This is a genomic window from Amycolatopsis sp. NPDC026612, from assembly GCF_040638285.1.
Classification (GTDB): Bacteria; Actinomycetota; Actinomycetes; order Mycobacteriales; family Pseudonocardiaceae; genus Amycolatopsis.
Map to the genome: position 1 here is coordinate 205,146 of NZ_JBEZYB010000002.1, position 12,641 is coordinate 217,786.

General features: G+C 68.9%; 9 protein-coding genes and 1 tRNA gene. 5 read left to right on the plus strand and 5 right to left on the minus strand.

The window, feature by feature from the left end; all coding sequences use genetic code 11:
* Nucleotides 1-191 precede the first annotated feature (191 nt).
* The 3 genes from AB0F15_RS03335 (at nt 192) to AB0F15_RS03345 (ending at nt 3,231) form a co-directional block, all read left to right on the plus strand.
* Nucleotides 192-264: transfer RNA gene (locus tag AB0F15_RS03335), tRNA-Arg, on the plus strand.
* 474 nt (nt 265-738) lie between these two features.
* Complete coding sequence (locus AB0F15_RS03340; RefSeq protein WP_360264760.1) at nt 739-1,815, plus strand: tryptophan dimethylallyltransferase family protein; 1,077 nt, start codon at nt 739-741, stop codon at nt 1,813-1,815.
* Between the two features lie 45 nt (nt 1,816-1,860).
* The gene (locus tag AB0F15_RS03345; RefSeq protein ID WP_360264407.1) at nt 1,861-3,231 is read left to right on the plus strand and encodes a tryptophanase; all 1,371 of its coding nucleotides are present in this window, start codon (nt 1,861-1,863) and stop codon (nt 3,229-3,231) included.
* A 41-nt stretch (nt 3,232-3,272) separates the two neighbouring features.
* Here the strand turns inward: AB0F15_RS03345 and AB0F15_RS03350 are convergent, their stop codons facing one another.
* From AB0F15_RS03350 to AB0F15_RS03370, 5 genes are all read right to left on the minus strand, one after another.
* Entirely contained in the window at nt 3,273-3,830 is a 558-nt protein-coding gene (locus AB0F15_RS03350) for an ATP/GTP-binding protein (RefSeq protein ID WP_360264409.1), read from the minus strand.
* Between the two features lie 4 nt (nt 3,831-3,834).
* Nucleotides 3,835-4,206, minus strand: a complete 372-nt coding sequence (locus AB0F15_RS03355) for a DUF742 domain-containing protein (protein WP_360264412.1) — start codon at nt 4,204-4,206, stop codon at nt 3,835-3,837.
* Nucleotides 4,203-4,628, minus strand: a complete 426-nt coding sequence (locus AB0F15_RS03360; RefSeq protein WP_360264415.1) for a roadblock/LC7 domain-containing protein — start codon at nt 4,626-4,628, stop codon at nt 4,203-4,205. The genes AB0F15_RS03355 and AB0F15_RS03360 overlap by 4 nt, the downstream gene beginning before the upstream one ends.
* Before the next feature lie 53 nt (nt 4,629-4,681).
* Nucleotides 4,682-7,078, minus strand: coding sequence for an ATP-binding protein (locus AB0F15_RS03365; protein WP_360264418.1), 2,397 nt, complete (start codon nt 7,076-7,078; stop codon nt 4,682-4,684).
* 361 nt (nt 7,079-7,439) lie between these two features.
* Nucleotides 7,440-8,009: a hypothetical protein gene (locus AB0F15_RS03370; protein WP_360264421.1), complete on the minus strand. Its 570-nt coding sequence runs from the start codon at nt 8,007-8,009 to the stop codon at nt 7,440-7,442.
* 597 nt (nt 8,010-8,606) lie between these two features.
* Between AB0F15_RS03370 and AB0F15_RS03375 the strand changes: the two genes are divergently transcribed.
* Nucleotides 8,607-9,710, plus strand: coding sequence for a right-handed parallel beta-helix repeat-containing protein (locus AB0F15_RS03375; protein ID WP_360264424.1), 1,104 nt, complete (start codon nt 8,607-8,609; stop codon nt 9,708-9,710).
* A gap of 111 nt (nt 9,711-9,821) precedes the next feature.
* Nucleotides 9,822-12,551, plus strand: coding sequence for a beta-L-arabinofuranosidase domain-containing protein (locus AB0F15_RS03380; protein ID WP_360264427.1), 2,730 nt, complete (start codon nt 9,822-9,824; stop codon nt 12,549-12,551).
* The last annotated feature ends 90 nt before the right edge of the window (nt 12,552-12,641 follow it).

The window sequence follows — 12,641 nt, forward strand, 5'->3', positions numbered from 1 at the left end:
CGCCGACGCGGCCGCCGCCGACGCTCGGTTCAGGTCCGGGCCCCTCGAGGCCGACCCGGCCCGGAGCGTTCGCGGATGCGGCAGCACCGTCGGCACCTGCACGCCGCTGACCAGGCCGATCACCGGTCGGACCACCTGCGGAACGGGGGGCGCGAGGCATGCGCTAAGCTTCTGGAGTAGCCCAGTGATGGGCCCTCGTAGCTCAGGGGATAGAGCACTGCCCTCCGGAGGCAGGTGTCGCAGGTTCGAATCCTGCCGAGGGCACAGACCCCTTTGACGCCGCTCGTATCGCGAGCGGCGTTTTTCATGGCCAAGGCCGGCAAGATCGCCATTCGAGCCCCGGCCCTTCGTTCCAGCCCGCGCGAGGAAAAACGGCGCAGGCGGCGCCGGCCACGCTCCGGCGTCGTCGTGGACCGAAGGTGGCACCAATCGACCGCCTCCTCGGCCCTTGCCCGAACCGCGATGACCCGGTGCGACGCGAGCGAACAAGGCAACCGGCGAGTAGCCGCGCTTCTTCGTTCTGTCCAGACGGTGTTCAGGTGAACTTGCGGAACAACGAGCACACTCAGATACGATATCTTCGCCGCACTATCGCCCCGACAGGGGTAGCGCCATCAGAATTTTGAGATTAATCTGATCAACAGCCGCGATATCGCGCCGCCGAATGGAGGCGGCCCAAGGGGCTGTACGCACTAACGAACGGTGAATGGCAGACCCATGGTCGGAGCAGGTGTGTCGATGGCCACTTTGTCACTCTACGAACACACCGGCAGGCAACTCGACACACTGTGCGAGTTGGTCGGTTTCGATAGCGCCGACCAGCGCCCACGCAAACTACTCGGCCAGTTGCTCGGGCCCGGCGGCGAGAGCAGTCTCGCCGATCCACCACCGTTCTCTTCGAATGTGTCCGACGACACAACCCCGATCGAATTCTCTCTCGCCTTCGACACCACCGGTGAATGCGCGATACGCGTGCTCGGAGAGAGCATCGGGACACCGTCGCCGCGACACTTCCTCGACGCCGTCGCCGGCGAGTACCACCTCGACACCACCCGGCTGGACACCGTGGGCGACCTCTTCCTCCCGCGCGGGGAGCACCAAGGGCCGTTCAGCCTGTGGCATTCGCTGATCTTCCGCGCCGGCCGCGCCCCGCGGATCAAGGTCTACCTCAACCCGCAGATCAGCGGCCCGGCCACGGCGAACCACCTGGTCAGCGAGGGATTCCGGCGGCTGCGCATCCCGGGCGCGTTCGAGCAGGTGGCCGGGCACGCCCTCCCCCGCGGCGAACAGGACAGCTTCGCCTTCTTCGCGCTCGACCTCGACCGAGGCCCGCTCTCCCGGGTGAAGGTGTACGTGGCGCACGAAGCCGCGGAGTGCTCCGACGTCGAACGCGCCGCCGAGCTCGTGCCCGGCATCGACCCGCTGCGGATCCGCGAATTCTGCGCGCTCCTCGGCGGCGGAAAAGGCCCCTTCCGCTCTCGGCCGCTGATCTCGAGCTACTCCTTCGTCGAAGGCGACCATGATCGGCCGAGCAATTACAGCCTTTACTTCCCCATCCGCAGCTACGTCCCCGACGACGCCGTCGCGCTGGCACGAGTACAGGCCATCCTGGCCCAGTACGACTTCGACGGCACAAAACTCGACGAAGCGATCTCGGCCATCTCCGGCCGCACGCTGCGAAACGGTGTCGGCTTGATTTCGCACGTTTCGCTGCGCTTGGGGGAATTCGGCTCCGGAATCACGGTGTACCTTTCTTCGGAAGCTTACCGGGTCATGCCGGCCCGCCGCCGCCCGGCGCTCGGCCTTCCGCACTGAAATACGAGTACCCGTCCCGGTCGCCGAAAGAAGAGGAAAACAGTCATGCGGAATTTTCCGCCGTACCGAGCCCAGGTCGTCGCCGAAATCCCGATCACCACGCGCCCGCAGCGGGAACGAGCGCTCGCCGAGGCGGGCTACAACGCCTTCAACCTGCCTGCGAACGTGGTCACCATCGACCTGCTCACCGACTCCGGCACCGGTGCGGTCTCCACCGCCCAGGAGGCGGCCGCGGTCGCGGCGGACCGCTCCTACGCCGGTTCCGACTCGTTCTTCCGCTTCCGGAACGCACTTTCCGAACTGACGCACTACCCGCACATCCTGCCCGTGCACCAGGGCCGGGCAGCTGAACGCGTGCTCTTTTCCTGCGTGCTCTCGCCCGGCAAGCTGTCCCTGAGCAACACCCATTTCGACACCACGCGAGCGAACGTCGAACTCCTCGGCGCCGAGGCGCGGGACCTGCCCTGCGCCGAGTTCGCCGACCTGGACAGCCACGAACCGTTCAAGGGCAACATCGACCTGGCCGCCGTCGAGCAGTTGCTGACCGGTCCGGAAGCGGACCGGATCGGCATGGTGCTCATCACGATCACCAACAACGGCGGCGGCGGGCAACCGGTGTCGATGGCCAACCTCACCGCGGCCAGCAGGCTGTGCCGCGCGCACGGCGTACCCCTCTTCCTCGACGCCGCCCGGTTCGCCGAGAACGCCTGGCTGGTCATCCAGCGAGAAAGCGGTTACCAGGACAAGACCCCCCGCGAGGTCGCCGAGGATGCGTTCGGGCTCGTCGACGGCTGCGTCGCCAGCCTGAAGAAGGACGGCATCTCCCCCATGGGCGCGTTCATCGGGCTGAACGACGCCGAGCTCGCGCAGCGGTGCGAGACGAACCTGATCGCGACCGAGGGGTTCCGGACCTACGGCGGCCTCGGCGCGCACGACCTCGACCGCGTCGCCAGGGGCGTGCAGGAAGTGCTGGACCCGAACTACCTCGGCGCCCGGGCCGCCGAGGCCGCGCGCCTGGCCCAGCAGGCCAACGACGCCGGGGTGGACATCGTGCAGCCGCCGGGCATCCACGCGCTCTACCTCAACGCCGGGCGGCTGCTCCCGCACCTGCCTGCCGGCCGGTTCCCCGGGCACGCGCTGGCCTGCGAGCTCTACCTGGCGGGCGGGATCCGCTGCGTCGAGCTGGGCTCGCTCTACCTGGGGACGCTCGACGAGCACAACGAACTCGTGACGGCCGCGCCGTTCGAGCTGGTCCGGATCGCGCTGCCCCGCCGCGTCTACACGCAGGGACACTACGACTACGTGGCCGAGGTGCTCGCCGACATCGCGAAGGACCCGGGACGCGTGCCCGGCTACCGGATCGTCGACGCGCCCGCGACGTTGCGGCACTTCAACCTGCGGATGGCACCGGCCTGAGCCCGGCGTGTCCCGCTACCAGGACACGCCGGACCCCGGCGTCAGACGCGCGCGGGCGAGGCCGCTGTCATCGCGTGCTTGACCAACCGGATCAGCGCGAGCTTGCTCGAGTCGCGGTCACGGGCGTCGCACATGACGATCGGCACCCGGTCCGGAACGACCAGGGCCTCGCGGATCTCGTCGGCGGTGTAGCGGGGCGCGTTGTCGAAGCAGTTCACGGCGACGACGAACGGGATCTTCCGGCGTTCGAAGAAGTCGATCGCGGCGAAGCTGGTCTCCAGCCGCCGGGTGTCGACCAGCACGATCGTCCCGATCGCACCGCGGGCCAGGTCGTCCCACATGAACCAGAAGCGCGCCTGGCCCGGCGTCCCGAACAGGTACAGCACGTGCCGCGGCGAGATGGTGATCCGGCCGAAGTCGAGCGCGACCGTCGTCGTGGTCTTCCGTTCGACACCGGACAGGTCGTCGATCCCGGCGCTCGCCTCGGTGAGCACCTCTTCGGTGGTCAGCGGCGGGATCTCGCTGACCGAACCGACCATGGTGGTCTTCCCCGCCCCGAACCCGCCGGCCACGATGATCTTGACCGGCGTGGGGACCATGTCGTCAGTACTTGATGAGGCCATCGAGAACCGCCTGGAGTGTTTCGAGGTCCGGCGACTGCGCCGAATTGTGGGCAGGGGAGCGCGTGATGACGAGGCCGCGTTCGATCAGGTCGCCGACGAGCACGCGCACGACCCCCAGCGGGATCTTGACGTAGACGGCGATCTCGGCGATGGACACCGGGTGGCGGCACAGCTGCACGATCGCCCCGTGCTCCGGGCCCAGCCCGACCGGCTCCTGCTCCGACCGCAGGGTCATCACCTGCGTGGACAGGTCGAGCCGCGCGGTACCGGACGGCGTCCGGCCGCTGGTGATCGTGTACGGCCGGACCAGCGGCCCGGCGGCCTCGTCGTACCAGCCGTCGTCCGAACTCATGTGGCCTCCCGAAGGACACTCGCCGCTTCGCGCGGTGCCGATGCCATGTAGTCCCCGACCCGTTTGACCAGCCGGCTCATCTCGTAGGCGATCATTTCGACGTCGACGCTGTCCGCCGCCAGCACGGCGAGGCAGGCGCCCTGCCCCGCGGCCGAGACGAACAGGTAGCCGCGCTCCATCTCGATCATGTTCTGCAGCACCGGGCCGCGGTTGAACTGCTTGCTCACCCCCTTGGCGAGGCTCTGCAGGCTGGAGGCGATGGCCGACAGCTGGTCGGAGTCGTCCTTGCTCATGCCGGCCGACTTGCCGATCAGCAGCCCGTCGGCGGACAGCACGATGGCGTTCTGCGCGCCGACCACGCGGTTGACCACGTCGTCGAGCAGCCAGTTGAGATCGGGTTTGGGGTTCCCGTACTCGTTCATGCGTCAGAGACCTTGACTTTCCTCTGTGGACATTGTGCGTGTGCTGTCGCGGACTAGTCGCGGTCCGAGCGGTCCCGGCCCCGGCGAGTGCCCTTGTGGAACGCGGCGAGCGTGCGCGCGGTCCCCTCACCGGGGGCGACGACGTCGTCGCTGTCGTCGGGTTCGTGCTCGAGCTGGGCGACGAGGTTCTGCTGGGGTTCGCGCCGGGGCAGCCGCGGCCGGTCGTCGACCGTCCGTTCGGCGGCCGCGGCCGGCTCCGGGACCGCCACCGGCGTGGCGGCGGGCACGGCGGGCAGGGGGTCGGGTGGGGTGAGCGCGCGAGCCGGGTACGGCCTCGGCTTGGCGTCTCGCTTCATCGGGATCTGGCCGGTGAACGAGCTGGGCGTGTCCATGGCACGAAGGGGGCTTTCGTCTGCCTGCGGCGCGGGCGCGCCTACCGGGGCGAGGACTGCGGTGGTCTCCGCCGGAGTGGTTTCGGGGTCCACGGCCGGGTTTCCGTTCGGCCCGACCAGGTGCTGGGCGGGAATGAGCACAGTGGCCCGGAGGCCACCGTAGCGGGACGGGTCGAAGGTGACGATCATGCCCAGCTTCGCCGCCAGGCGCGCGACCACGAACAGGCCGAGGCTGGAGTCGGCCCGCAGGGCCATCGCGTCGAACTCGGGGGCTTCGGCCATCATCGCGTTGGCCCACTCGCGGACGCCGTCCTTCATGCCGAGTCCCTGGTCGGACACGTCGACGACGACGCCGCGGGCGACCATGCGGCTGGTCACCTCGACCGGCGACCCGGGCGGTGAGAACGTCGTCGCGTTGTCGACCAGCTCGGCGACGAGGTGGATGGTGTCGGCCACCGCGGCGCCGACGAGCGCGACATCGGCCACCTGCTCGACCTGGACCCGCGCGTACTGCTCGGTCTCCGAGACGGCCGCGCGCAGCACCTCCATCAGCGCCACCGGCTTGCGCCAGCGGCGACCCGGCTGCTTCCCGCCGAGGATGATCAGGTTCTCGGTGGTGCGGCGCGCCCGTGCGGCGAGGTGGTCGAGCTGGAACAGCGACGCCAGCTGCGTCGAGTTCTCCTCGCGGGCTTCCATCTCGTCGAGGATCTGCAGCTGCTGGTGGACGAGCACCTGGTTGCGGTGCGCGATGCCGAGGAACACGTTGTGCACACCACTGCGGGCTTTCGCCTCGCTCGCGGCGGCGTTGACGGCGGTCAGCTGGGCGACGTTGAACGCCTCGGCCACCTGGCCGATCTCGTCGCGGCCGTGGTCGAGCTGCGGGAGCTCCTGCTTCAGGTCGACCGCATCGCCGTTCTTCAGCCGCTCCACGATGTTCGGCAGCCGGTTGCGGGCGAGGTCGAGCGAGTCGTTGCGCAGCCGCGCGAGGCGCGTCATCAGCGCGCGGTCGACGAGCGAACGGGACACCCGCACCGCGACGATGATCGCCGCCAGCGACGCCAGCAGGGCCACGATGCTGCCGATGATCACGTTGCGCAGCTGGGCGTCACCGGAGTCGATCGCGGCCGCCGAAACCCGGTCCGCCTGGGTGATCGTCAGGTCGGTGAGGCCCTTGGAGACCTGGCCGGTCGCGCTCTCCCAGTCCGTCGCGTTGACCGGCAGGCCCGCCTGCTCGCCGCCCGACCACGGGCCGTGCTTCAAGAGCGCGTCCTCCTGGCTCGACAGCTGCCGCCACGCGGCGCTGTCGACCAGCTTCCGGTATCGGTCCCGGACGTCGGGCTCGAGGAACGGCGCGATCTGGGTCAGCTGCGTCTTGTAGAAGCCGGACAGCTGGGTGAACTGGACGAAGTCGTCGGGGGCGAACGACCCGGCCGCGAACGCCGTCGAGACGAGCGACGTCTCGCGCGACATCATGTCGCTGGCGCGGAACACCGAGGTCGCCGAGAGCGCGCCCGGCACGGCGGTGGCGTCCGGCACGATGCGGGCCTGGGTGTCGAACAGGTTCGACGCCGTGTCGAACACCCCGTTGTAGTAACGGTTGACCTGGGCGCGGTCGATGCTGCGGAAGCTGACTTGCGAGCGCAGCACCGGCAGCTGGTCGAACTGGGACTTCAGCGCGTTGACCTTGGTGGCGATCTCGTCGGGCGCGTTGGAGATCGTCGAGGCGAAGGCCGCTTGCAGCGCGCCGAGCTTGTCGTCGGTGGCCTTCTGCTGGTCCTGCAGCCGCGACGGACCGAGCGTGGGGTTGTCCAGGTACTGCAGGGCCAGCTGACGCTCCTGCTGAAGGGAAGCCAGCGCCGTGACGGCGGGGATGGACACCTCGCGCACGGAGACCGCGACCAGCCGCACGTAGAGGCCGTTGAAGAGAAAGTACGACGCGACAGCGGTCCACAGCACCAGCAGCGTCACACTCGGAATCAGGACGGTCCTGGTCAGCCTTTTGCGGATGGACTTGTCGTATGGTTTGTCGGACTCGTCTTTCTCATCGTTGTTCTGCACGGGGGTTCACAAGCTCCTGAGTCACAGTCGGCGAAGAGTCGGGACACGGCCGAGGAACGACACGACGGGTGGGGCAGGCGGCTGCCGACACTCGTCTCACCCTTCGTGGTTGCCGCGGATCACATCAGGGTCCGTTTCTTATCATGAACCACTGGGGCCGCGGTGATCGCGATCCGGTCAGCCGCGGGCGGATCGCTTGCCGGCGGCGGAAGATAACCGACAGTGCCGGATCGACTACCCACATTTGTCGTGGTACCGGCACCGGACGGAAAATCACGAAGCAGTCGCGTGGGCTGAATGGGTGAAACTCAAACTGCCACACCCCGGCGCGTCCCCGGCGGGGTCACCGACAGCTCGCTGCTCACGCGTCCCGATGCGCGTGGCGCGACCCCGAGGCGAGCAGCACATAACCCGAGCCGGCGCCCAGCAGCGCCACCCGCACGACCAGCTGCAGCCGCGTGAAGACGCCCTCGAACTCGCCCACCACGCCCGCCACGAGGACGGCCAGCCAGGTCACCAGCACCAGGACCAGGCCGATCACGGCGATCCGGCGCCAGCCGGGCGGCCACCACAGCACCAAGCTGGCGGCGCCGACCACGAAAACGGCGTTCAGCAGCAGGGAGAGCACGACGTTGCCGGGGACGACGGCGTAGGCCAGCACGAGCGCACCGAACGCGCTGACCGACATCGCACCGAGCCGCGACTGCCACTGGACCGGAGCGAGCCGGCGCAGCGCCGGCCCGGCCAGGAAGAAGGCGACACCCGAGACCGCGAGCACGATCCGGAACACCAGCGGCCCGGCCAGCAGCGCGTCCACCGGGTCCCGCACCGGCGACACGCCCGTCGGCACGACGAACTCGAGGAGCCAGCCCGAGTACGTGATCAGGCCGGCCCCGACCAGAAGGACCGACGCGATCCAAGCCGTGCGCACAGCAGCAGCCTAATACGGCAACCGCGGTTTGATCATTTCATGTTGTGCCGAGTTGCCGGCGAGCCGTCGACCGTGGACAGCCCGCCGCCGCCCCTACACCAGGACAGCCGCAGCCGCCGCCCGCTCTTCCGCCGCCTCGCCGAACGGAGGAAAGCAGGTGAAGCCGGGACGCGCTTGACCGGATGGTAAACCCGGCTCGCGTGGTTCGCCGAAAACGCTCGCCATACCCGAACAGAGAGTCACGGAGCGAACCACTCGAATCGCCGGTCCGGTGGCCGGAGACGCCGTCGTCGATTGCTCCGATTCCGGAAGCCGCCGTTCCGGTGGCCGGGAGCCCGGCGGCACCGGGCGGTGGCGACGGCAGACCGTCACCGCTGAAAGCGTTTTCAGTACAGACGACCCGCTTGGCCCACTCGGCCCGCGGCCGGCCGGTGCTACGGTCGCCTCACCGAAGATCCCGTTCCCACGCCGGCACACTGGGAGCGTTCTCGGATCCGGTGTTCGGCAATTCTTGCCCGCAAGGAGGCGTGCATGGGTTCGTACGGAAGCATTCCCGGTCGGAAAGCGCTTGCTGCAGTGAGCGCGGCATTGGTCACCATGGCCGCACTGGCACCGCCGTCGGCGGCCGCGGCCACCACGTTGTACGTGGCACCCAACGGAAAGGACTCCGCCGCCGGCACCCAGGCGGATCCCACGACCCTGCCGTCGGCGCTCACCCGCGTCACCGCGGGCGGCACCATCTCCCTCCGGGGCGGCACCTACTCCTACGCCCAGACGGTGACGATCGCGCCGGGGAACAACGGCACGTCCAGCGCCCGCAAGACGCTGTCGGCCTACCCCGGCGAGCAACCCGTGCTGAACTTCTCGGCCATGACGGAGGATCCGGCCAACCGCGGGCTCGCCGTCAACGGGTCGTACTGGCGCGTCGCCGGCATCGTCGTCGAACGCGCCGGGGACAACGGGATCTTCGTCGGCGGCAGCAACAACGTCATCGAACGCGTGATGACCCGCTTCAACCGCGACTCCGGGCTGCAGATCTCGCGCATCGCGTCGAGCACCCCGAAGGACCAGTGGCCGTCGAACAACCTCGTCGTGAGCTCCGAATCCCACGACAACGCCGACTCCGACGGCGAGGACGCCGACGGCTTCGCCGCGAAACTCACCGCCGGCACCGGCAACGTCTTCCGCTACGACGTCTCCCACAACAACATCGACGACGGCTGGGACCTCTACACCAAGACCGACACCGGCCCCATCGGCCCGGTGACCATCGAGGATTCCCTGGCCTACGCCAACGGCACCCTCAGCAACGGCACCGTGAACAAGAACGGCGACCGCAACGGTTACAAGCTCGGCGGCGACAAGATCGCGGTCAACCACATCGTCCGGCGCGACATCGCCTACCGCAACGGCCACCACGGATTCACCTACAACAGCAATCCCGGCACGATCACGGTTTCGGACAACGTCGGCATCGACAACGCCGAACGCAATTTCTCGTTCGACACCGGAACCTCGGTCTTCCGCAACGACACTTCGTGCCGCTTCGCGAGCGGCGGGTCGAACGACAAGACCGTCGGCAGCGTCGACAGCTCGGACCAGTTCTGGACCGGCAAGAACGGCTCGCGTTGCTCGTCGTACGCCGGGACGATGAAGTGGTCCTTCGCTTCGGACGGCCGGCTCGTGGTCACCTTCGGCTGATCCGGACCTTTCGGCGCGCTAGGCCGTTCGAGTGAACCGGATCACTCGAGAGCTTTTGTTCACGTTAACATTCGGCCCTCGAACTTGGAGGGCCCACCCATGGCAGTCCCGATGACGCGACGCGCCGTTCTTCGCAGTGCCGCCGTCGCCACCGCTGTGCCCGCGCTCGGCATCACGCTCGACGCACCGGCAACGGCGGTGACGACGGCGGCAACGGCGGCCGCACCGCTGCCTGCCCCCTGGGCCGTCCGGCCGTTCGAACTCGGCGACGTGCAGCTGCGCACCGGCGTGTTCGCGGCCAAACGCGCGCTGATGCTCGACCACGCCCGCGGCTACGACGTCGACCGGCTGCTGCAGGTCTTCCGGGCCAACGCCGGCCTGGACACCCGCGGCGCGGTGGCGCCCGGTGGCTGGGAAGGACTGGACGGCGAGGCCAACGGCAACCTGCGCGGGCACTACACCGGGCACTTCCTGACGATGCTTTCCCAGGCCTGTGCGAGCACCGGCGAAGCCGTGTTCGGCGACCGGATCCGGTACGTCGTCGGTGCGCTGAGCGAGGTGCGCGACGCGCTGCGCCGCGAGCCGGCCGCGCTCGTCGTACCCGGCCGGTTCGGCGCCGCGATCGAGCAGGTCCGCGGCTCCTCCCAGTACGTCGAACTGCCTTCCACCGTCCTCGGGAGCGCCGCCGAGCTCACCATCGCGGCGTGGGTGCGGCCCGGCCACGCGGACAACTGGGCCCGCGTGTTCGACTTCGGCGACAACACGACCAAGTACCTGTACCTGGCCGCGCGCAACGGGTCCGGCGTCCCGCGGTTCGCCATCACGAACGGTGGCGCCGGTCGCGAGCAGGGCATCGACGGGACGGCTCCCCTGTCCGTCGGCGAGTGGAGCCACCTGGCCGTGACGATCTCGGGCAGCACGGGAACGTTGTACGTCAACGGTTCCGCCGTCGGCTCGAACGGCGCGATGACGCTCAACCCGGCGGCGCTCGGCGCACTGGCGAACCACTGGCTGGGCCGCTCGCTGTACCCCGACCCGGTGTTCGCGGGCGCCTTCGGCGGGTTCGACGTCTGGTCGCGGGCGCTGTCCGCCGCCGAAATCGGGGCGCTGCAGGCGAAAGCGGGCGACGGCGATCTCGCGTCGTACGCCTTCGACACGCTCACCGACCGGACCGGCCGGTCCGGTCCCGCCGTCGTGCGCCGCACGTGGGGCGGGCCGAGTCACCCCGGGTTCCTGGCCGCCTACCCCGAGACGCAGTTCATCACGCTGGAGTCGATGACGAACGCGGACTACACCGTCGTCTGGGCGCCCTACTACACCGCGCACAAGATCCTGCGCGGGCTCTTCGAGGCCTACCGCGCCACCGGTGACGCACGCGCGCTCGACCTCGCGTCCGGGATGTGCGACTGGATGTACTCGCGGCTGTCGACGCTGCCGGCGACGACGTTGCAGCGGATGTGGGGCATCTTCTCCAGCGGCGAATTCGGCGGGATCGTCGAGGCGATCTGCGACGTCCACGCCGTCACCGGCCGCGCCGAGCACCTCGCGCTGGCGAAGCTGTTCGACCTCGATCACCTCATCGACAACTGCGCGGCCGGTACCGACGTCCTCACCGGGATCCACGCGAACCAGCACATCCCGATCCTGACCGGCTTGGTGCGCCTGTACGACGAAACCGGCGAGAAGCGTTACCTCGACGCCGCCCGGAACTTCTGGGGCATGGTGGTGCCGACGCGGATGTACGGCATCGGCGGGACGAGCCTGGGCGAGTTCTGGAAGGCGCCCGGCAGCATCGCCGGCACGCTCGTCGACACGAACGCCGAGACGTGCTGCGCGTACAACATGCTGAAGCTGAGCCGGCTGCTGTTCTTCCACGAGCAGGACCCGCGCTACCTCGACTACTACGAACGCGGGCTGTACAACCAGGTCCTCGGGTCCAAACAGGACAAGCCCGACGCCGAGAAGCCGCTGGTCACCTACTTCATCGGGCTGAACCCGGGCCACGTCCGGGACTACACGCCGAAGGCCGGGACGACGTGCTGCGAAGGCACCGGGATGGAGAGCGCGACCAAGTACCAGGACACGGTCTACTTCCGCGGTGCCGACGACCGCACGCTCTACGTGAACCTGTACAGCCCGTCGACGTTGTCGTGGAAGGGCGTCACGATCGAGCAGCGGACGAACTTCCCGTACGAGCAGGGGTCGACGCTCGTCATCCGCGGCTCCGCGCGGTTCACCCTCCGCCTGCGGGTCCCGTCGTGGTGCCGGGACACCTTCTCGGTCAAGGTGAACGGCAAGCCGGCGCCGGGCCCGGTGCTCACCCGCACCTGGTGCGACGGCGACACGGTGGTCGTCCGGACGCCGTTCCGGCTGCGTACCGAGCAGGCGCTCGACGACCCGAAGACGCAGACGCTGTTCTTCGGCCCGGTGAACCTGGTGGCGCGCGATCCGCGGACGACGTTCCTCGAGCTCGGGCTGTACCGGAACGCCGGGTTGTCCGGGGACCTGCTCCCCTCGTTCTCGCCGGTCCCGCGCCAGCCGCTGCACTTCCGGCTCGGCGACGTCGAGTTCGCACCGTTCTTCGAAGGCACGGAGGACCCCACGCACGCGTACTTCCACCGCACCGAGCCGACGGTGGTGTTCGGCGGGCTCGACTCGGGGGTCGCGAACCCGGTGCAGGCGGGGACGACGCTGCTCGACGACATCTGGGCGGCGGCGCCGTTCGCGACCAAGGAGGCGCTGCTGCGTCAGGTCAAGGCCAAGGTCGAGGCCTGGGGGCTCGGCAGCGCCGACGCCGCGAAGGTCCTGACCACGGCCCGGCAGGCGCACTACGCCCGGTGATTGGTGCGGCAACCTGTTGAAATGCTGTGAACCGGACAGAACTGGCACTCCTCGCCCCAGCCACGCGTTCTTCTCATAGGGAGAACGGAG

What these genes read in the sequence shown, in the direction of transcription:
- AB0F15_RS03350 (WP_360264409.1), bottom strand. Translation starts at nt 3,830, where the DNA reads ATGGTCCCCACGCCGGTCAAGATCATCGTGGCCGGCGGGTTCGGGGCG.
- AB0F15_RS03375 (WP_360264424.1), top strand. Translation starts at nt 8,607, where the DNA reads ATGGCCGCACTGGCACCGCCGTCGGCGGCCGCGGCCACCACGTTGTAC.
- AB0F15_RS03380 (WP_360264427.1), top strand. Translation starts at nt 9,822, where the DNA reads ATGACGCGACGCGCCGTTCTTCGCAGTGCCGCCGTCGCCACCGCTGTG.
- AB0F15_RS03360 (WP_360264415.1), bottom strand. Translation starts at nt 4,628, where the DNA reads ATGAACGAGTACGGGAACCCCAAACCCGATCTCAACTGGCTGCTCGAC.
- AB0F15_RS03340 (WP_360264760.1), top strand. Translation starts at nt 739, where the DNA reads ATGGCCACTTTGTCACTCTACGAACACACCGGCAGGCAACTCGACACA.
- AB0F15_RS03355 (WP_360264412.1), bottom strand. Translation starts at nt 4,206, where the DNA reads ATGAGTTCGGACGACGGCTGGTACGACGAGGCCGCCGGGCCGCTGGTC.
- AB0F15_RS03345 (WP_360264407.1), top strand. Translation starts at nt 1,861, where the DNA reads ATGCGGAATTTTCCGCCGTACCGAGCCCAGGTCGTCGCCGAAATCCCG.